Annotated in this window: 21 protein-coding genes; 1 reads left to right on the forward strand and 20 read right to left on the reverse strand. The window is 46.2% G+C overall.

Annotation, left to right across the window (positions count from 1 at the left end; translation table 11 throughout):
* Nucleotides 1-170 precede the first annotated feature (170 nt).
* The 12 genes from MH117_RS08360 to pnp form a co-directional block, all read right to left on the reverse strand.
* The gene (locus MH117_RS08360) at nt 171-386 is read right to left on the reverse strand and encodes a YlzJ-like family protein (RefSeq protein ID WP_239328219.1); all 216 of its coding nucleotides are present in this window, start codon (nt 384-386) and stop codon (nt 171-173) included.
* Nucleotides 387-388: 2 nt separating this feature from the next.
* Nucleotides 389-1,285 carry a ClpP family protease gene (locus MH117_RS08365; RefSeq protein ID WP_481857260.1) on the reverse strand — a complete coding sequence of 299 codons (897 nt, stop codon included), beginning with the start codon at nt 1,283-1,285 and terminating at the stop codon, nt 389-391.
* 232 nt (nt 1,286-1,517) lie between these two features.
* Nucleotides 1,518-3,194, reverse strand: coding sequence for a ribonuclease J (locus tag MH117_RS08370; RefSeq protein WP_028545212.1), 1,677 nt, complete (start codon nt 3,192-3,194; stop codon nt 1,518-1,520).
* 391 nt (nt 3,195-3,585) lie between these two features.
* Entirely contained in the window at nt 3,586-4,479 is an 894-nt protein-coding gene (gene dapA / locus MH117_RS08375) for a 4-hydroxy-tetrahydrodipicolinate synthase (RefSeq protein WP_239328220.1), read from the reverse strand.
* A 65-nt stretch (nt 4,480-4,544) separates the two neighbouring features.
* Nucleotides 4,545-5,762, reverse strand: a complete 1,218-nt coding sequence (gene dapG / locus MH117_RS08380) for an aspartate kinase (RefSeq protein ID WP_239328221.1) — start codon at nt 5,760-5,762, stop codon at nt 4,545-4,547.
* 71 nt (nt 5,763-5,833) lie between these two features.
* Nucleotides 5,834-6,877: an aspartate-semialdehyde dehydrogenase gene (locus tag MH117_RS08385; RefSeq protein WP_239328222.1), complete on the reverse strand. Its 1,044-nt coding sequence runs from the start codon at nt 6,875-6,877 to the stop codon at nt 5,834-5,836.
* A gap of 78 nt (nt 6,878-6,955) precedes the next feature.
* Nucleotides 6,956-7,558, reverse strand: coding sequence for a dipicolinate synthase subunit B (locus tag MH117_RS08390; RefSeq protein ID WP_239328223.1), 603 nt, complete (start codon nt 7,556-7,558; stop codon nt 6,956-6,958).
* The gene (gene dpsA, locus MH117_RS08395; RefSeq protein WP_239328224.1) at nt 7,555-8,454 is read right to left on the reverse strand and encodes a dipicolinate synthase subunit DpsA; all 900 of its coding nucleotides are present in this window, start codon (nt 8,452-8,454) and stop codon (nt 7,555-7,557) included. Before dpsA ends, MH117_RS08390 begins: the two co-directional genes overlap by 4 nt.
* 193 nt (nt 8,455-8,647) lie before the next feature.
* The gene (gene dut, locus MH117_RS08400; RefSeq protein ID WP_275444560.1) at nt 8,648-9,106 is read right to left on the reverse strand and encodes a dUTP diphosphatase; all 459 of its coding nucleotides are present in this window, start codon (nt 9,104-9,106) and stop codon (nt 8,648-8,650) included.
* Nucleotides 9,075-10,349, reverse strand: a complete 1,275-nt coding sequence (locus MH117_RS08405) for a M16 family metallopeptidase (protein ID WP_239328225.1) — start codon at nt 10,347-10,349, stop codon at nt 9,075-9,077. The genes dut and MH117_RS08405 overlap by 32 nt, the downstream gene beginning before the upstream one ends.
* 54 nt (nt 10,350-10,403) lie before the next feature.
* Nucleotides 10,404-11,417, reverse strand: coding sequence for a polysaccharide deacetylase family protein (locus tag MH117_RS08410; RefSeq protein ID WP_239328226.1), 1,014 nt, complete (start codon nt 11,415-11,417; stop codon nt 10,404-10,406).
* A 172-nt stretch (nt 11,418-11,589) separates the two neighbouring features.
* A complete protein-coding gene (gene pnp / locus MH117_RS08415; protein WP_239328227.1) occupies nt 11,590-13,797 on the reverse strand; it encodes a polyribonucleotide nucleotidyltransferase in 2,208 nt (735 codons plus the stop codon).
* 118 nt (nt 13,798-13,915) lie between these two features.
* On the opposite strand from pnp, the gene MH117_RS08420 reads away from it, so the two are divergent.
* Nucleotides 13,916-14,068: a hypothetical protein gene (locus tag MH117_RS08420; protein WP_239328228.1), complete on the forward strand. Its 153-nt coding sequence runs from the start codon at nt 13,916-13,918 to the stop codon at nt 14,066-14,068.
* Here the strand turns inward: MH117_RS08420 and rpsO are convergent.
* From rpsO to rnpM, 8 genes are all read right to left on the reverse strand, one after another.
* Nucleotides 14,065-14,334: a 30S ribosomal protein S15 gene (gene rpsO, locus MH117_RS08425; protein ID WP_028545203.1), complete on the reverse strand. Its 270-nt coding sequence runs from the start codon at nt 14,332-14,334 to the stop codon at nt 14,065-14,067. The genes MH117_RS08420 and rpsO overlap by 4 nt on opposite strands.
* A gap of 143 nt (nt 14,335-14,477) precedes the next feature.
* Nucleotides 14,478-15,425 carry a bifunctional riboflavin kinase/FAD synthetase gene (locus MH117_RS08430; protein ID WP_239328229.1) on the reverse strand — a complete coding sequence of 316 codons (948 nt, stop codon included), beginning with the start codon at nt 15,423-15,425 and terminating at the stop codon, nt 14,478-14,480.
* 112 nt (nt 15,426-15,537) lie between these two features.
* Complete coding sequence (gene truB, locus MH117_RS08435; protein WP_239328230.1) at nt 15,538-16,461, reverse strand: tRNA pseudouridine(55) synthase TruB; 924 nt, start codon at nt 16,459-16,461, stop codon at nt 15,538-15,540.
* Complete coding sequence (locus MH117_RS08440; protein ID WP_239328692.1) at nt 16,458-17,468, reverse strand: DHH family phosphoesterase; 1,011 nt, start codon at nt 17,466-17,468, stop codon at nt 16,458-16,460. The genes truB and MH117_RS08440 overlap by 4 nt, the downstream gene beginning before the upstream one ends.
* 52 nt (nt 17,469-17,520) lie before the next feature.
* Nucleotides 17,521-17,883, reverse strand: coding sequence for a 30S ribosome-binding factor RbfA (rbfA, locus tag MH117_RS08445; protein WP_239328231.1), 363 nt, complete (start codon nt 17,881-17,883; stop codon nt 17,521-17,523).
* A gap of 28 nt (nt 17,884-17,911) precedes the next feature.
* Nucleotides 17,912-20,719, reverse strand: a complete 2,808-nt coding sequence (gene infB / locus MH117_RS08450; protein ID WP_239328232.1) for a translation initiation factor IF-2 — start codon at nt 20,717-20,719, stop codon at nt 17,912-17,914.
* The gene (locus MH117_RS08455) at nt 20,712-21,041 is read right to left on the reverse strand and encodes a L7Ae/L30e/S12e/Gadd45 family ribosomal protein (RefSeq protein ID WP_239328693.1); all 330 of its coding nucleotides are present in this window, start codon (nt 21,039-21,041) and stop codon (nt 20,712-20,714) included. The genes infB and MH117_RS08455 overlap by 8 nt, the downstream gene beginning before the upstream one ends.
* Complete coding sequence (rnpM, locus tag MH117_RS08460; protein ID WP_239328233.1) at nt 21,028-21,342, reverse strand: RNase P modulator RnpM; 315 nt, start codon at nt 21,340-21,342, stop codon at nt 21,028-21,030. Before rnpM ends, MH117_RS08455 begins: the two co-directional genes overlap by 14 nt.
* Nucleotides 21,343-21,432: the final 90 nt, after the last annotated feature.

The following is a 21,432-nucleotide window of genomic DNA, read 5'->3' on the forward strand; positions in this document are numbered from 1 at the left end:
ACCTCCAACGGACATTATATCACAGAACAGCCGTTCTTCCTATGTGCCGTTAGCGCTGTCATTGCAGCATTCCGCACAAAGAACCGTACATGATCTGTACGGTTCCATCCTATGCATTATGTCAGTCCCCGACAATTTCTGTAGACTAACCACGCAGGGTGTCGTTTTCACTATGAGAAGCGAATAATATGTCCGGGTTGCAAAGCAGCTTCTAAGTAGTCGCTAATTGTCGTACCTTGAAGCAAGCGCTCTATTCTCACCTCATGCATAGAGATCCGTTCAACCAAGAGCATCCTGCCCTGCCAGCTCATTTCCTCAAATACTGGTTTATGACTGTCCATTCCCTGCGTCACCACTTCAAGCGGCATTATTGTATACATCGTCATGATTAGTTCCCTCGTCCTGGAGGGTTCGTTTGTTGCGATATCGATGACTGAGAATGTTCTGTATACATCGGTGCTGTAGGTTGCTGCCCCTCTGCTAAGTTATTTTGTATATTTCCGTTTTCGACGAGGCCTTTTTTATTCACAATACCATCCGTGGTCCCTGTAGCCCGCTTCACTTCAATAAGACGATTTAGATGCTGTAAAGCAGTCTGAATACCGCCAATCTCATCTATCAGTCCTACACGCACTGCGTCTGTGCCGATCACGGTTGTACCTATATCTCTTGTCAGCTCACCAGTCTTAAACATTAGTTCTTTAAAGGCAACATCTGTGATATTTGAATGACTTACAACAAACCTAACAACCCGCTCCTGCATTTTATCCAAATATTCAAAAGTCTGAGGCACACCGATAACTAATCCAGTAAGTCGAATCGGATGGATCGTCATCGTTGCTGTTTCTGCAATAATCGAGACGTTGGATGCTACCGCTATAGGCACACCTATGCTATGTCCTCCGCCCAACACCAATGTGACCGTAGGTTTAGACAATGAGGAAATCATTTCAGCAATCGCCAACCCAGCCTCCACATCTCCTCCAACCGTATTAAGAATAACAAGAACGCCTTCAATCTTCGAATTCTGCTCTGCAGCGACTAATTGTGGAATGATATGTTCGTATTTTGTTGTTTTATTCTGCGGAGGTAAAATAATATGCCCCTCCACCTGCCCAATAATATTAAGGCAATAAATATTGGATTCCCCAGGACTAGGTATAGATGCAGTACCTAGCTGCTGTATGTTCTGTACAGTTGGGGGTGCTTTATCACCGATCGGCTCTTGCGGAAAAGCAGGCACCTGGGGCGGTTGATCATTCGTAATCCAATTTGAATTAGGCACCTTATTCCTATTAAATTGGGGAGTTCCCTGATCCGACTGTATTTCGTTTTGTGACACATCGTTCCCTCCATTCTATACCGATGCTGTCATAGGTTGCTCTATCCGGTATAGACTTATTCGGAAACCAAAAAAGCTCTTGGCAGTATCCCTGCGGTAAAGGGATATCACCAAGAGCTCTAGACATGCAGTGACTTGAGTGCGACCAAAGGTCACACTACTGGTATTAATAACATTAAACTTCCATTATTATCGGCAGAATCATTGGGCGACGTCGAGTCTGCTCATACAAGAAACGACCGAGCGCATCCTTGACGTGAGTCTTCAATGACGCCCATTCGTTGACGTTCTCACTCATTAAGCGCTGAAGAGTCGACGTAACGATTCGGTTCGCCTCATCAAGCAGACCTTCTGACTCGCGTACATAAACGAATCCGCGAGAGATGATGTCTGGCCCCGACAGAATCGTGCCATCCTGCTTGCTCAAAGTGACCACGACTACCAAGATGCCATCTTGCGACAACAGCTTGCGGTCGCGTAGCACAATATTACCCACATCTCCTACACCAAGTCCGTCAATGAGTACATATCCGGATGGAACCTTGGATCCGCGGCGTGCAACGCCATTCTGAATCTCTACCGTGTCACCGATATCTGTGATAAAGATGTTCTCACGCTCAATACCGACAGCTTCCGCCAATTGCGCGTGATGACGAAGCATACGATACTCACCGTGGATAGGAATGAAATACTTCGGCTGCATCAGATTCAGCATAAGCTTTAATTCTTCTTGACTACCGTGACCTGATACATGGACACCTGTAGAAGATCCGCCATAGATAACGTTAGCCCCTAGGCGATACAATTCATCAACAGTTCGTCCAACATATTTCTCGTTACCTGGGATAGGTGTAGCAGCGATTACGACGGTATCGCCTGGTAAAATATCAACTTTACGGTGCGTAGAGCGAGCCATACGAGTCAATGCTGACATCGGTTCGCCTTGACTTCCAGTTGACAAAATAACAACACGATCAGCAGCCATCTTGTTAACTTCTTCTGGCTCGATCAACATCCCATCTGGAATGTTAAGGTATCCGAGTTCCGAAGCGATAGTGACGACGTTCACCATGCTTCTACCTACTACGGTTAACTTGCGATTAGTGGCATGTGCTGCTTCAATAACTTGCTGCACACGATGAATATTGGAAGCGAATGTAGCTACTACTACTCGCTGTTGAGACTTTCTAAAGATCTCTTCCAGTTTCACTCCTACACTGCTCTCGGAGGGAGTAAAGCCTGGACGTTCTGCATTAGTACTGTCAGACAGTAATGCCAACACCCCGCGCTTGCCAATCTCGGCCATTCGGTTAAGATCTGCATACTGCGCGTTCACAGGTGTATGGTCAAACTTAAAGTCCCCCGTATGTACGACTGCACCTTCAGGTGTGTCCAGACATACGCCGACCGAATCTGGAATCGAGTGATTTGTCTTAAAGAAGCTCGCTGTGATCGTTCCAAGCGGCACTTCCGAATCAGCTGTTATCAAGATACGCTTTGTGTCACCAAGCAAATTCGCTTCACGCAGCTTGCTTTCGATCAAGCCGAGTGTCAAACGTGTGCCGTAAACCGGAACGTTCAAATGACGTAATACATACGGCAAACCACCTATATGGTCTTCATGTCCGTGCGTAATGATAATTCCTCTAACTTTGTCACGATTCTCAGTCAAGTATGATATATCAGGTATGACGATATCGATTCCAAGCATATCCTCTTCAGGAAACTTTAATCCGGCATCAATTACTACGATATCGTTACCGTACTGAACGACGTACATGTTTTTTCCGATTTCACCTACGCCGCCCAAAGCAAAAATAGACAATTTATCTGTATTGGTCTTCTTCGACAATGTAATCTTAAACCTCCTATATATTCAGTTGGCCGTCGCACCAACGAACACTCTTTGTTATGAAAAATATACCGCACCCAGTCACTTGATAATCATTATACATGAACGTTAGGAAAAAACACAAGTCAGCGTTTTGATACGAATATCTTCCCCTGAAAATGAAAAAGAGATGCTGATATCAGCTAATTCGGATAAACTTCTTATCATTTCACTCATAAAAATAGCTAAAATGACCGATTGGATGGCTGGTTAGACATCATAAGCGATCCTAGAATGTTCTCATAAAAAGAAGCGGCCTTAGGCCGCTCCTCTTACGTATCCATAATTAACAAGCAGTAAATAAGTATTATTGATAACTTAAATGATAATAAAATTCTCGAAAATTAGGAGCTTAAAGTTCGACTGATTTCTGAACCAGTTGTCGAATAAAAGCCTGCTCATCAATCGAAGCCGGTACGAGAGGAAGCCGTACACTGCCCACCTCGTACCCTATTAGCTGTAGAGCATACTTGACTGCCACAGGGTTCGGCACGGGATGCGGCGCTTCGAAAAGCCCCTTAAAAACAGGATGAAGCTGATGATTAAGGTCCACTGCCTCTTGCACATGACCAGCCACATATGATTCTATCATCTGCTTCATTTGAGCACCTACAAGATGAGCTGCTACGCTCACGATACCATAGCCGCCTACACTTAAACATGGCAAGGTAGCAGCATCATCTCCGCTGTACACACGGAATGAAGCGGGCGCTCCCGCAGCGATTAATGACATCTGTTCAATAGAAACACATTCCTTTGTGGCAACGATATTCGATACGTCTCGTGCCAATCGAAGTGTTGTATCTACACTGATGCTTGCACCTGTCCGCCCCGGTACATTGTACAACATAACAGGAAGTCGAGTAGACTCTGCAATAGCTTTAAAATGCTGGTACATGCCTTCCTGATTTGGCTTATTGTAGTATGGAACAACAAGCAGCACCCCGTCTACCCCTGACATTTCAGCAATACGCGTCAGATGGATGGAATGTGCTGTATTGTTGCTGCCTGTTCCTGCAATAATACGTGCTCGACCGCGAGCCTTCTCTACAGCAAAGCGGAACATGGCCTCTTTCTCTTCATCCGATAACGTAGGTGATTCGCCAGTTGTCCCACAAATGACAAGACTATCATTTCGTTGAACGTCAATTAAGTAATCGATTAATTGTTCTGCTTGCTGCCAATTAATTGTCAGGTCCTCATGAAACGGCGTAACCATCGCCGTAATTAATCTTCCGAATTCCATTAGTGGACTCCTCTCTTGCGCATTCATTCTGCAAGCCAAGAAAACCAATTACACAACAAATGACTTTAGCGATGAAGTTCAAACTTAGCATGCAATGCGCGTAATGCACGTACCATGTCTTCCTTACGAACAAGTACCCAGATGGTAGTGTTGGAATCTGCCGATTGTAAAATTTGAATCTCCTGCTTCGTAAGTGCTTCTACAATATGGGCCATAATACCTGGCACTCCATTGATGCCTCCCCCAATTACAGATACTTTAGCGCACGCTGGCAATGACTTCGGCTTATAGCCTAGTTGGTGAAGTACTTCAAGTGCCCGCTCCGCATCACTATCAAACACCGTATATACGGCGCCAGATGGGGTAACATTAATAAAGTCAACACTTATCTGGTTATGCGCCATCGCTTTAAATACGTTTAACTGGAGGTCTTCAGCACCATCGTGTGCCTCAACCGTAATCTGTGTAACGTTACTAACGTATGCAATTCCCGTTACAAAGCGATCAACAATACCTGGGTGGAAATCACTGAACCCTTCGGGATGAGTTACCAACGTCCCTTCATCATCTGAGAAGGTTGACCGTACGCGTACAGGAACTTGCGCCTGCATAGCAATCTCAACCGCACGAGGATGAATGACTTTAGCCCCGTGATGGGCCATATTGCATATTTCAGCATAGCTAACAATCGTTAAAGGCTTCGCATCCTCTACCAGACGTGGGTCTGCTGTTAATATTCCGTTAACATCGGTATAAATATCCACGATTTCGGCACGTAATGCCGCACCAAGTGCTGTTGCCGAAGTATCACTACCACCACGTCCCAATGTCGTAAAGTCACCTTGTTCTGTTTGTCCCTGAAACCCAGTTACGATAACAACCTTGTTCTCTTTTAATGCATTTAGAACACGATCAGGACGAATATCGAGAATGCGAGCATTGCCGAAATGCTGATCTGTCTTAAACCCTGCCTGTGCTCCTGTAAATACCGTGGCAGGTATGCCTTCGCTTAACAATAAACTGCATAAAGTGGTAGCTGATATAATTTCACCGCAGCACAGCAATAAATCCTGTTCGCGAGCAGGTAGTTGATTGCCATTATGATCGATCCAATCTAACAAAGTATCCGTTGCGTAAGGTTCCCCTTTGCGTCCCATGGCGGAAACGACAACAGCAATGTGATACCCTTGTGCCAATTCACGGCGAATATGGTGGATAACCCGTTCTCTGGCTTCAGATGTAGATAAGGAAGTTCCACCGAACTTCTGTACAAGTATACGCATGCGTAATTCCTCCAACAATGAAGACTGACTGCCAGAACGTAGGTCTGGACAAAAAAGCAGGAGCGGTCTTGCTACTCCTGCCGCTCCGATGCAATGTACTCTGCAATTTGTACCGCGTTCCAAGCAGCGCCTTTTAACAAATTGTCGGAAACGACCCACATATTGAGTGCTCGAGGATGGTATAAGTCACGACGCAAGCGGCCAACAAATACATCTGGCTTGCCCGCTGCTTCTGTAGCTAACGGATAAGATTGAGTGGCGATATCGTCTTGCAGCGTAATGCCAGGAGCATCTTGCAGCAATTGGCGAACTTCTGCCAAGTCAAAGTCGTCTTTCAACTCAACGTATACGGATTCCGAATGGCCATACACGACCGGTATACGTACGCATGTCGCAGTAACTTGGAGATCTTCATCATCCATAATCTTTTTCGTTTCACGGATCATCTTCATTTCTTCCAACGTAAAGCCGTTATCTTGGAATTTATCAATCTGCGGAACTGCGTTAAATGCAATCTGATGCTTTACCGGTAAAGAAGACACCGGCAAAAGGTCAGGCTCAACCGCATTGCCATCCAATACTTCCTTGGATTGACGGAGCAGTTCGTCAATAGCGCGACTACCTGCGCCGGATACTGCCTGGTAAGTAGAAACGATAATACGATCAATGCCATAACGGTCATACAGCGGCTTGAGAGCTGCTACCATTTGAATCGTCGAACAGTTCGGATTTGCAATAATTCCCTTATGCTCTTTAATCTTATCCTCATTGACTTCAGGAACAATTAGCGGAGTGTTCGGGTCCATACGATAAGCATTCGTATTGTCGATACAAACCGCACCACGCTCGACAGCCGCTGGAGCAAGTGCTTTTGTTACATCTCCACCTGCACTGAATAACGCGATATCAATTCCATTAAAGCTTTCTGGATGAGCTTCTTCCACCGTATGCTCTACACCATTAAAGTTGATCTTGGTGCCAGCGGAACGGGCAGAAGACAAGAGCTTAAGTTCCTGAATAGGAAAATTGCGTTCTGCGAGCAGCTTTAAAATCTGCTCCCCAACTGCCCCTGTTGCGCCTACTACTGCTACATTAAACCGCTTTTGATTCGTCATTTGTCGTTTCTCCCCTCTACCCCGCATAAGTGCGTAAAGAGCGTGATATCATCGATCATCACGCTCGGTCAAGCCATGTCATTTATACTGAAAGCGTTCAATGATGAGCGGCTGCAACTGTTTCCCTTCAAGAGCCGCTGCACACGCTTCAGGAATCAATTCCATTCTAGCAACTAATGAATTCGGCTTCTGTGCCGGATTATCCTGACCATACGGGACAAAGTATATGTTCTTCGTTACAAGCAATTTCGCAATGTTAGCTGCATTCAGACCCAACCCATCATTGGTGGATATCGCAAGCACTAGCGGCCTTAAGTTGCGCATCTGTGCTTTAGCAGCCATTAATACTGGACTGTCTGTTACGGCGTTTGCGAGCTTACTTGTTGTATTCCCTGTGCATGGTGCGATAACAAGTACATCCAGCAGCTTGGAAGGCCCTAATGGTTCAGCCTCAACAATTGAAGAAATCATATCATTCCCCGTGATATCTTTCAACTGCTGCTGCCAGTACTGCGATTTCCCGAAGCGGGTATCTGTTGTCATAAGCGTATTGGATACGATGGGAACAACACGTGCACCCAAATCTACAAATCGCTGAATCTGCGGCATTACTTCTTCGAACGTACAATGAGATCCCGTCAAAGCATACCCGACGGTAATCCCCTTATAATCAAGGCTCATGCCTCATTCCCCCGCTTCTGCGTAATCTCCGACAGCAGTTGGCTGATGATGTGAGCGAGAATGCGGCCCGCGGTCTTCGGTGCTACGATTCCTGGCAATCCAGGGGCTAACATGGCTTTAATTCCACGCTTCTCAGCGAAACGAAAATCAATGCCTCCTGGCTTAGAAGCCAAATCTATAAGCACCGCACGGTTCGGCATCTGAGCGATGACCTGTGCTGTGACTATCATAGTCGGTATCGTATTAAAAAGCAAGTCGATATTTGTCACTTGAGTTGACAATTCACCCACATAAAACGGCTTAAAACCCATCTCGGTAGCTCGTGCAAAATGTTCATCTCGGCGCACGCCAATACGCACATTTGCACCCAGACCTAAGAGGCTTCGAGCCATTGTGAATCCTGTTCTTCCCATGCCAAGAACAATTGTCTCAGAGCCATGAAGAGTAATATCCGTATGCTGGATCGCCATCATAATGGCACCCTCCGCTGTCGGAATCGAGTTATAGATAGCTACGTCATCACGTTCGAACAATTCCACCAACTGGATGTTGTGTGTTCCGCAAAGATTGCTTAAGTAAGGTTTGGCCATGCCTGTAAAAACAACCGCATGCTTTGGAAGCGCTGCGACTAGCTCTTCTGTCAGCGTTAACTCTTCGGAAGTGAATATCGCATGTACACGACCGTTCTCGTCCGTTCCGACTGCCGGCAGCACAAGTGCATCTGCGGACTGCAGCAGCTCGGGAGACAACGGTTGACGTTGTACACCATGGTAGGGATTCGACAATTGGTCAAATCCGATTAAGGTCACGCTGGCATCCAGCTCCGCAAGCTTCTGAAACATTTCGAGTTGTCTGGCATCTCCGCCTATGAACACGACATGAACTCCGGTCAACATGTTCGCCCTTCACTCCTTTCTAATTGCCCTACTACACATATAGAACATTTTATGCAATAGCCTAGAAAGGGTGCAGCAGCTGTCGCACTAAAAATGTAGAGATGCACTCATGAAAGAAGAATATCTTTATTTCCGCGTAGTGATAAAAAAACAGCACAGCCTCCTAACGGAGGTCGTGCTGTTCATTATGACATTATTTAGTACCTGTGTGGCCAAATCCGCCTTCACCACGTACCGTCTCAGACAAATCATCAACCTGAATAAGGTGGACGGTTGGAACTTTTTGAATCACCATTTGAGCAATACGTTCATTTCGCTCGATCGTAAATGCCACCTGACCATGGTTAATTAATAACACCTTGACCTCACCACGATAATCGGCATCAATTGTGCCTGGTGAGTTAAGGCATGTTACGCCATGTTTATACGCTAACCCGCTTCGTGGTCGAACCTGTGCTTCTAACTGAGGCGGTAGCGCCATCGCAAATCCAGTGGGTACAAGCGCACGATGTCCTGGAGCGAGAGTTATTGGCTGTTCAACTGCTGCATATAGATCAAATCCCGCTGCCAATTCAGACATCTGCTGTGGCATCGGAACATCCTCGTTACCTGGTAATTTCTTAATTTGTACCTCGTAAGTCGCTTGCAACAAGATAATCCCTCCTAAAAGCCGAAATCGCCTGATCATTGGCACCTACCATGGACACAGCAAAGGGCTTGGAAACCATTTGCTTAATGATGTGATCCACATCATCCATCGTAACAGCTTCAATGCGAGCGATAATTTCATCTAATGTATAATGTCTGCCTACCATCAATTCGTTCTTGCCTAGACGATTCATTCTGCTGCCTGTACTTTCCAGACTCAGGATGAGACTGCCTTTGAGCTGCTCTTTGCCCTTCATCAGCTCGTCACTGGTTAATCCTTTTGCTGTCATCCCTTCAAGCACTTCCAGCGTTAGGTTAAGCACGTCAGTCGTCTGCTTTGGCGCAGTACCCGCATACACCGTAAATAGGCCGCTGTCCGCATGAGAAGAATGATAAGAATATACAGAATAGGCGAGACCACGCTTTTCACGTATCTCCTGGAACAAACGAGAACTCATTCCGCCGCCAATGACATTATTCAGAATAATCATCGCGTATAAGCGTGGATCTGTCATTGAACAACCAGGAAGACTCAAGCAAATATGGTTCTGCTCTGTCTTCTTCTCGTGATACAACAAATCGCTGTGAAATGCAGGTGCATCATATTGCTGCTCTTCATGATCGTTATGATAATGACCAAAATGATTTTCTAACAGCTCTATGATTGAGTCATCAAAGTTGCCAGCAACCGCAACAACCGTATTTGCTACACTATAATGCTGCTTCATGTACTGACGCAAATGCTCGGCCTTCATCGGCTGCAGCCGCTCTTCAGTTCCCAAGATCGGGTAGGCAAGCGGATGAGATCCGTAAGCCGCACGTGTCACCAGATCGTGAACCGTATCGTCCGGTGTGTCATCATACATCGCAATTTCTTCTAAAATGACGTTCTTCTCTTTATCCAATTCTGATGGGTCAAAATTAGATCGGAAAAACATATCTGAGAGTACATCTACCGCGATCGGAAGATGTTCATCTAACACTTTTGCATAGTAACACGTATATTCCTTCGATGTAAAAGCATTAACGTTTCCGCCAATAGCATCGAATGATTCCGCGATTGCTTGTGCATCGAATCTCTCTGTTCCCTTGAACAGCATATGTTCAATAAAGTGGGAAATTCCGTTCGTTGTCTCATTCTCGTTACGGGATCCAGTCTTGACCCAGATACCAAACGAGACCGAACGGCATGTAGGTATTTTCTCTAATACGACTCTCAAGCCGTTACGCAATTGCAATTTCTTCAACGGAGGTCCTCCTCAACCGTGATCAATGCCTATCTAATCCTATCAAAAAAATGGTCACGGCTCAACTTTTAACTCCCCATGCCGCTTCTCCGACAATATTTCGCTTACCGTTCCGAGAGCCAGCTTCTTCTGTTTGATCACATGAATCATACTTTGAAGGGCTGAACTTGAAGACGATGTCGGATGCATGAGAATTAAGGTACCCGCCTCGAGCTTCGCCCTTAGCCGTTGGACGATCGTCGCAGGGCTTGGATGACGCCAATCCAACGTATCAAACGTCCACATAACGGTTCGCATCCCAAGCGAAGCAGCTGTTCGGACTGTAAGAGCATTAAAATCACCAGAAGGTGGGGCAAACCACTTACTATTCACACCAAAGGTCGCTTTAACTACTTTCTCGGTCTTTGCTATTTCTTGATGCTGAAGTCCTTCACTAAGCGTACTCATATTAGGATGTGTATAAGCGTGGTTGCCAACCTCATGTCCTGCCTTATAAATCGCTTTAGCCAGCTCTGGATTTTTGGTTAGCCAAGATCCATCAAAGAAAAAGGTCGCTTTTACCTGCTCACTTTGCAGTGTCTCTAATATGGGCTCGATAAATTCGTTTCCCCACGCCACATTAATCATCAAAGCAGCCATAGGTTTATTCGAATTACCTTTAAATACCGGGCTCGGGGGAAGCTGCGACAATGTAACAGTCGGCTCCGTTTCGCGATAAGCAAGCTGAAGCGGCGTCTTTGTTTCATCCACACGTTTATTAAGCGCATAACTTTGTTCAACATCTACTTCGAGCCCGTTGTAACCTGGAATGGCTTTCCACACACGATCTATCGTTGCGTTTATAGGTTGAATTGAACGAGATTTTGCTATATCCATAATACGTTCCATTAATGGATCAGCTACCATAACCGACTGTTCATTACTGTCAAAGGCATGCATCCATGAAGCAGTGGTTTTTTGCTCTTTGATAAAAGAGCCTACCTCTGTCAGCCGTACAATCGCTAATACAAAGATGCAGCTCATTATGACCGTTATTGCTTTGCGTATATTTGGCCCCATCTTGTCCATCCCTTCTCATACCATTGTCCTTTTCCATTCTATGCTAAAAAGGATAACGTTATGCGGACAAGTCTAATAACCTAATATTACAAATGCAAAAAAAGAGCCAGAATTGGATCTGCCTCTTTCCTTAACGGTATAAACAACCTCTTAGTACATATTGTAATAAGAGGTTGGGCAATTAGGATTGTGTCGGACGATCGTTACGCGGCGGACGTGGTCCGCTGTTTGGTCTGCGATCGCGATCCGGACGATCAGAGCGCTGCGGTCTTGATTGTGGAGCCGGTGCTGCTGCTCCTTCTGCGCCCGCAGGTTCAAGCAATACACGACGTGACAAGTTGATACGACCTTGTTGATCAATCTCGGTCACTTTAACCTCGATCTTATCGCCAATCGCTACAACATCCTCAACCTTAGCCACACGTTCTGTCGACAGCTGGGATACATGAACCAAGCCCTCTTTGTTCGGAAGTACTTCAACAAAGCAGCCAAATTTCTCAATCCGCTTAACAGTTCCTGTGTACACCTCACCAACAGCAACCTCACGAACGATGCCTTCAATAATTTCACGGGCACGTTCATTCGATTCCTGGCTCGGTGAAGCGATGAAGATACGGCCGTCTTGCTCAATATCGATCTTGACGCCAGTTTCTTCAATAATCTTGTTGACGACTTTACCGCCAGCGCCGATTACGTCACGGATCTTGTCAGGATTAATATTCATCGTCAAAATCTTAGGCGCATATGGAGACAACGTTGCACGTGGCTCTTGAATGGCTTCCATCATCTTGCCGAGTATATGAAGTCGGCCTTCACGTGCTTGTGCCAGCGCTTGCGTCAAGATATCGCGGTCAATACCATTGATCTTAATATCCATCTGAATGGCAGTCACACCTTCAGCTGTACCTGCTACTTTAAAGTCCATATCGCCAAGGTGGTCTTCCATCCCTTGAATATCAGACAAGATTGAGAAATGTTCTCCATCTTTGATCAAGCCCATTGCAATACCCGCTACAGGAGCTTTAATAGGTACGCCAGCATCCATCATAGCCAAAGTACTTGCACAAATACTCGCTTGTGATGTAGAACCATTGGATTCCAATACCTCGGAAACGAGACGGATCGTATATGGGAATTCCACTTCAGATGGAATAACTTTGGACAAAGCACGTTCACCTAATGCACCATGACCGATCTCACGACGACCTGGCGCACGCAATGGACGAGCTTCACCAACGGAAAACGGAGGGAAGTTGTAATGATGCATAAAACGTTTGGACTCTTCCAGGCCAATGCCATCAAGAATCTGCACATCACCAAGTGCACCTAGCGTACAAATCGACAAAGCTTGTGTCTGACCACGTGTAAACAGACCAGAACCGTGCGTACGTGGCAATTGCTTCACATCACACTCGATAGCGCGAATTTCCGCCAATTGACGACCGTCAGGACGAACTTTGTCATGTGTAATTAAACGACGAACTTCTTCCTTCACGATGTCATAAAGAGTTTCTTTGACGTCATCCAGCTTGTCCAGTTGTTCAGCGTACATTGCAGTAAAATGTTCAACTGTTTCTTGATTGATAACATCAATTGCATCTTGCCGAGCATGCTTTTCAGGAATACGGATAGCTTCCACTAAGCGCTCCTGAGCAAATGCACGAACCTCTGTATTCACTTCTGCATCAACCGTATGAAGCTTTACAGCCATCTTTTCTTTGCCAGCTTCAGCCACAAATTTCTCAATCGTAGCTACGATTGTTTTAATTACATCGTGACCAAACATGATAGCTTCCAGCATCGTTTCTTCGGATACTTCATTTGCTTCAGCTTCCACCATCATAATGGCATCCTTAGTACCTGATACAACTACGTGCAGATCGCTTTTCTCTTCTTGCTCTACCGTTGGATTAATAATAAATTGTCCGTCAACACGGCCAACGATTACGCCGCCAATTGGTCCGTTAAATGGAACGTCCGATATCGAAAGTGCTGCGGAAGTACCGATCATCGCTGCAATTTCTGGTGGACAATCTTGATCCACGCTCATAACGATATCCATAATCTGAATATCGTTGCGGAAACCTTCCGGGAACAATGGACGAATTGGACGGTCTATGAGGCGGCTTGCCAATATTGCTTTCTCGCTTGGACGTCCTTCGCGTTTAATAAATCCACCTGGAATTTTACCTACAGCGTACAAACGCTCTTCATAGTTAACTGTGAGCGGGAAAAAGTCTAAATCTTTAGGTTCTTTAGATGCGGTTACGGTACACAACACAACTGTATCTCCGTAAATCACCTTAACCGCTGCGTTTGCTTGTTTAGCCAAATGGCCATACTCCAAGGCAAACGGTCTGCCGCCGAGATCCATCTCGATGCGATGCATGGGAAATCCCTCCTTAATGTAACGTTACTATTTTCTATGCTAATCCCATTATTTCCTGCTATAAGCCGCAAAAACCGTGCTCTTCCCAACTTTATTATGACAAGGGCAATCGGCACTAATGCCATCTATAGGACAACAACCATTAGTTATGTATAAAGCACCCGAAGGTGCCTCAGTGAATAACATCCGCTTTACGATAAAAAGCAACCCGGTTGCAGGCCGCGTTGTCGGCGGCGTATCACAACCAGGCTGCTTGGGTTCAAGCTATTAACGGCGCAGACCGAGTTTGGCGATCAAAGCGCTGTAACGGGTAACATCTTTGTTTTTCAAGTAAGCCAACAGCTTACGACGTTGACCGACCATTTTCAACAATCCACGACGGGAATGATGGTCTTTCTTATGCGTACGCAAGTGATCTGTTAAGTTTACAATGTTTTCCGTGAGGATAGCGATCTGAACTTCCGGAGAACCCGTGTCGGAAGCATGAGTCTTGTGCTCTTCGATAAGCTGTTGCTTACGTTCTTGAGTCAAAGCCATCCTATTCACCTCCCAAAATAAATAATATAGTATATCCGAAAGCCTCGTCACCGTCGGTGAGATCGAGTAACCAAGCTATGGACAAGCCGCGAATAACGCGACAATGTTATCAGTATATCATCAATTCCACGCAAAGTAAAACATTATGACGGAAACGCCTGCAGACGTTTCCGTGCTGCATCCGCATCGCGTTGAATCTGATCGATCAACTCGTGTACAGAAGAAAATTTCTTCTCGGAGCGCAAATACTCTACTAAGTGCACGGTCATGGTCTCGCCATAGATATCTTCATCGAAATCAAACAGATGCGCTTCGATGACCGGCTCCATGATATCGCTGCGGAACGTAGGCTTTAATCCTATACTCATTACGCTGTCATACATCTTGCCGCGTACAAATGCACGAACCGCATATACGCCAAGACGCGGAATAAAATAAGGCTCTTCTGGATGAACATTAGCAGTCGGATACCCGATTGTACGTCCACGTTTCTCACCATGCACAACCTCGCCGCGTATAGAATAAGTGCGCCCAAGCAAATGGTTAGCCTGCCTCATATCACCTTCGAGCAGACAACCCCGAATCCGTGTACTGCTAACCTTCACACCCTCGTCATCGCAAGGCTCTACAATATCAACTGTAAAGCAATTGCTTCCAGCCACCTTCAGGTTCTCAGCAGTTCCTGCTCCGCGATGGCCATAACGATAATCAAAGCCACACACCACATGCTTGGCACCAAGCCTGCATACAGCTTGTACAAATTGTTCTGGCGTAATAAGTGCAAAGTCTGTGTCAAAGTCGACTACATATAATCGATCCAGTCCCATCTCAGCCAAAATACGTTCCTTCTCATGCAGTGGCGTTAAATAACGGTCGTAACCTGTTCTGCCAAATACATGCTTCGGATGTGGATGAAAAGTCATCATACCTACAGAAAGGCCATGTTCTCTACCATGCTTCAAAGCACGCGCAATAACATGTGCATGTCCTTGATGTATGCCGTCAAAGTGACCGAGAACGAGCACTTGTTCCGCTTGGTTCAGCTCCCAAGTGGCATCCTCTAATGAATTTTGAAGTACTATTGTCTGCATTGTTCTCTAAACTCCTACATCCACCCCGGGATTAGTATGTTCTTCCATTCACAATATCTGCTGCGAAAAGGGCGCAAGCTTAAACAGCGACTTCATGCTTGCGCCATCTTAATTAAGTTGTTGATGGTAAAAACACTTTAACCGGTCGCAAGCACGTATCTTCGACAGGTACGTGGAACAACCCGTAAAATGCTTCTTGTTCATCATACAACCGATACAACTGATTCGTCAAAGGTTGGAATGAACAGGCTCGAAATGGTATGCCTCGACCTTGAACGGCATAATGAGCAAAAGCGTCAAGCATGTGTATAGCAGGTACATGTGACATCGCTTGCTCAACTGGCTGCAGAAGCGCCTCGACCGATCCTTCATTTGCCGCCTGTTGAATCTGCTCTATCGTATAACATTGTTCTGCAGTATACTGAGCAGACATCGTTCGAATTAAAGATTCCATCGTAGATGGCACCTCTAATGCCCGTCCAATATCCACGCATAAAGTGCGAATATATGTCCCTTTCGAACAAGTGACCCGGAATCGAACTGTTGGTTCGCTCACACCCAGATTCATATCCAACACTTCAATATCATGGATGGTTACGGTGCGTGATTTACGTTCCACCGTCTTGCCTTCACGAGCTAATTCATAAAGTCGCTGTCCGTTGACTTTTACGGCCGAATACATCGGTGGAACCTGATCAATCTGACCTGAGAATGATGCCATAACTTCTCGAATCCGTTCCTCTGTAAGATGAGCAGCATCCATTCTTTCCATAACAGTTCCACTGCTATCTTCCGTGTCCGTAGCAACTCCAAAACGAAGCACGGCTTCGTACTGCTTGGGCAGCTCTTGCAAATATTCCACAATTCGAGTTGCCTTGCCTACACATAGCGGTAACACACCGGTTACTTGCGGATCAAGTGTCCCCGTGTGGCCGATTCGCTTCTCTCTTACGATGCCGCGCACTTTGGCGACGACATCATGTGATGTCCATCCTTCTGGCTTCCAAACCGGAAGGATGCCATTTAGACTTGTCATAATCGTTGTTTCACCTGCTCTAATACGGCTTTTATCGAGTCATCCAGCGGCTCGGTCAACGTACAGCCTGCTGCTCTCACGTGTCCTCCACCGCCAAACGTTTGTGCAACCTCAGCTACGTTGACTTTACCAGCTGAACGCATGCTCACTTTGATACGGCCATTCGCATTAACTTTAAACAACAAACCTACCTCGACACCCTCTACATTTCGCGGGTAGTTGACCAGCCCTTCCAGATCCTCGTTTAAAGCACCCGTCTCCGTCATGTCTTCTGGTGTTATATACAACCAAGCAATCCGGTGATCATCTGAAAATGCAAGTCGGCCAAGACCTTTTTGAATCAGGCTCATTTGAGCAAAGGACATCTTTTCTAACAAACGATCTGCTATATCATTGCCGTCTACACCCAGCGCAAGCAGTGCAGAGGCTATTGCCATTACATGAGGTGTAGTGTTGCTATAGCGGAATCCGCCTGTGTCCGTCAGCAATCCCGTATACAGCATCGTAGAGACGTCAAGGTCCAATGTGACCTTGCCTTGTACAAACATATCAAACAAGATCTCAGCCGTTGCGGCAGCATTATCGCGAATACATGCAACACTTCCATAACGATTGTTAGTCGGATGATGATCGATGTTCAGCAGAGGAACGTCTGACGTGATCCATTCCTTGATCCTGCCAATTCGGTCATAATCCGCACAATCTACACATATGACCGCTTGAAAAGCAGGCGCTTCTGCCTGATCCAGCTCCTCATGTATCATGACGTTGTCTGTATTAGCCATAAATTGCAAACGGACTGGTATCTGATTCTCATTAACCATGGTAAACGTTTTGTCCCACAAGTTCAGCAGCCAGCCGATAGCAAGCGTAGAGCTTATAGCGTCACCGTCAGGATTTACATGTGCCACAACCAGAAACTGATCATGTTCCTGAATAAACCGCAACGCACGATCAAGATCGTGCGCATATGTAGGGTGGAACAACCCATCTGCAGAAGTATGCATACTCACTGCAGATGTTGTTATTCCCATATTTAATTGATTGGCAGCATCAAACTTATTCGCCATGGGATTCGTTCCCATCACGAACATCATTTAGCAACCGTTCAATGCGGCTGCCGTACTCAATGGACGTATCCAACTTGAATACAAGCTCTGGCGTGTGACGAAAACGAATACGTTTGCCCAGCTCCGAACGAAGATATCCGTTCGCTTTATCCAGTGCCTTTAAAGAATTCTCGCGGGCTTCTTCATCTCCCAGAACACTCAAGTACACTTTAGCCAAAGACAGATCATTCGTTACATCTACACCTGTGACGGTGAGAAAGCCGATACGAGGGTCTTTAAGTTCTGTCTGGATAAGCAGACTTAATTCTTTCTTAATCTGCTCACCGACGCGACCTGTACGAATCTTAGCCATAAAAATCACCTCTTATTCTCGGTAGCGACTACTTGCGTTCTACTGTTTCCATTGCGAACGCTTCGATGATGTCGCCTTCCTTAAGATCATTATATTTCTCAAGCATAATACCACACTCATAGCCTTGGGCCACTTCTTTGGCATCATCTTTGAAACGTTTCAAGGAATCGATCTTGCCTTCGAAGACTACAATACCCTCACGGATAACACGAGTCTCCGCGTTGCGCACGATCTTGCCGGATGTTACCATACAACCTGCGATTGTACCGACTTTACCGATCTTAAACGTGTTACGCACTTCAGCATGACCAAGTACTACTTCTTTATATTCTGGATCAAGCATGCCCTTCATCGCTTGTTCGATTTCTTCAACGATCTTGTAGATGACACGGTGCAAGCGAACGTCAACTTTCTCTTGATCTGCCGTCAACTTAGCTTGTGCATCAGGACGAACGTTAAAACCGATAACGATAGCATTGGATGCTGTTGCCAAAATAACATCAGACTCCGTAATCGCACCCGCTCCGGAAAGAATAATCTTCACGCGCACGCCTTCTACTTCAATCTTCTGAAGGGAGCCTTTGAGGGCTTCAACAGAACCTTGAACGTCGGCTTTGATGATTACGTTCAGTTCTTTCATTTCACCATCTTTGATGTGCTTGAAGAGATCATCCAATGTAACGCGTGTATTGGCGCCTAATTGGCTTTGGCGAAGTGTCGTTGTACGCTTCTCCGAAATGGAGCGTGCTTTGCGCTCGTCTTCGAATACGATAAACGGATCCCCTGCCTGTGGAACCTCAGTCAAACCAGTAATCTCGATTGGAGTAGACGGACCCGCTTCTTTTAAGCGACGGCCTCGGTCATTTACCATGGCGCGCACACGCCCGAAGGACGTACCAGCGATTAATGGATCACCGACTTTAAGCGTACCTTGTTGAACCAGAATACGTGCAACTGGTCCACGACCTTTGTCTAGCTCAGCCTCAATAACTGTACCACGAGCCAGCTTATTAGGGTTCGCTTTGAATTCATTCACCTCAGAAACAAGGAGAATCATTTCCAGCAACTCTTCTAAGCCCGTACGCTGCTTAGCAGACACATTTACAAAGATAGTGTCTCCGCCCCACTCTTCTGGAACGAGCTCATAGTTTGTTAATTCTTGTTTAACACGGTCTGGATCAGCACCAGGCTTATCGACTTTGTTGACAGCTACAATAATAGGGACACCAGCTGCCTTAGCATGACTGATTGCTTCTACCGTTTGCGGCATAACGCCGTCATCCGCTGCTACAACGATAATGGTAATGTCCGTAACTTGGGCACCACGAGCACGCATTAATGTAAATGCTTCGTGACCTGGTGTATCCAAGAAGGTGATTTTTTTATTGTTAATCTCGACTTGGTACGCACCGATATGCTGCGTAATACCGCCTGCTTCTGCGCTTGTAACGTTTGTTTTACGAATCGAGTCAAGCAGCGTCGTCTTACCATGGTCAACGTGACCCATGATCGTAACAACTGGAGGTCGTACGACTAAGTTCTCCGCTTCTTCTACTTCTTCTTCTTCTTCAAACGGATCTTCTTGCACTGGAAGCTTCACTTCTACCTCGACCTTATAGTCGTCAGCAATTAATTGAATCGTATCCAGATCGATCTCTTGGTTAATTGTAGCCATAAGACCCATCAAAAAGAGCTTTTTGATAACTTCGGAAGCATCTTTATGAAGCAGCTTTGCCAGATCACCAACAGTCATATCTCCGCGCACGATAATTTTCTTTGGTGTATTATCAACCTTTTCGCGTACTTCACCATGACGTTGGTTCTTGCCTCTGCCTTTGCCTCTGCCACCACGCATATTACGGCTGTCGTCAAAACGTTTATTATCCGTTCTGCCGCCTTTGCCAGCGCCTCTTGCACCTGGCTTGTTTCGATCCCCTGCACCTTTGTCATCATACTTAGTAGGACGGGTACCTTGGTTCAAACGAGCCGGTTGCGGCTTCTCTCCAACTGGACGAGCTGCTGCTGGAGCAGCAGGTTTCTGGAAGGAGCTGCGGTTAGCACCAGGTGCTCCACCGCTCTGTGGACGACGGTCTTGACCGCCTCTGTTATCACGGTTGCCTTGTCCTTGACTTTGGCCACCTTGTCCTTGCGGACGGCCTTGGCTATTGTATGGACGGGACGGACGATCTCCTTGTCCTTGACCTTGGCCACCTTGTCCTTGCGGACGGCCTTGGCTGTTGTACGGACGGGACGGACGATCTCCTTGTCCTTGACCTTGGCCACCTTGTCCTTGCGGACGACCTTGGCTGTTGTACGGACGGGACGGACGATCTCCTTGTCCTTGACCTTGGCCACCTTGTCCTTGCGGACGGCCTTGGCTGTTGTACGGACGGGACGGACGATCTCCTTGTCCTTGGCCTTGACGATTACCGTCACGACGTTGACCGTCACGATTACCGCCAGATTGACCAGTCCGTTCACGACCGTCTTGAGATGGACGACTGTCTCGGTCTCCCGTGCGTTGTCCTTCTGCACGTTCTTGACGAGCAGGCTGATCCGAGCGCTTCGGCGCCTCGGCAGATGGATTTACTTGGCTGACTTGCGCTTCTTGCTTCGAAGGCTGACCTTCACGCTTCGCTTGCGCATTTGCTTTGACGTCTTTAAAAAACTGTTCTACTTTACCCACAGCATCATTCTCCATTACACTCATATGATTGTTTACAGGATAATCAAGTCGCTTTAGAATCGTAATAATTTCTTTACTGCTCATATTCAACTGCTTAGCATACTCATAAACTCTTAGTTTATCCTTATTTTCCTTCTCTTGTTTACTCAATATACTCCACCTCCGACAAAGTAATAAGCCCGTTCTTCATCATGCTCGCGAAGCCGTTGTCTGTCACACCCACAATTACTCGGTCCAGCTTCCCTAAGCTCTCCCCTAGCTCATCGCGTGTGAATCCAATGACAAGCGGTACGTTATAGGTCTGGCATTTGTCACGAAACTTCTTCTGAGTGTTCTCCGAAGCATCGCTTGCCACAAACACTAAACGAGCTTGATTGCTGCGTATTGCTTTAAACACAATGTCGTCTCCGGTAACTAACTTCCCGGCGCGCTGTGCAAGTCCTAGCTGAGACAGCACTTTATTCTTCATCATCATGATCCCGCTCCTTGCTCGCGAGAAACTCATCTTCGACGCGAATAAAATCTTGCGCTAACTGTTCATATATATTGGCGTGCACTGGATGTTTCAGTGCACGGTCAAGAGCTTTAGATTTGTGAGCCAATTTAAAACACGATAACTTACCGCACAGATAAGCGCCTCTTCCTGACTTTTTGCCTGTCAAGTCAATCAGCACTTCATCCTCTGGAGACTTAACCACACGGATAAGTTCCTTCTTTGGCATCATTTGTTGACACGCCACACATTTGCGCAGCGGAATTTTTCTTAGTTTCATGACGATCCCCCTCCTTACGATCCGATCTTTCCTTCAACGACTGAAGTTATCATCCCCAGCCACAGCTGAAGGCGACCGAGTCATACGGTA

This window comes from Paenibacillus sp. ACRRX (genome assembly GCF_022346885.1).
Classification (GTDB): Bacteria; Bacillota; Bacilli; order Paenibacillales; family Paenibacillaceae; genus Paenibacillus_B.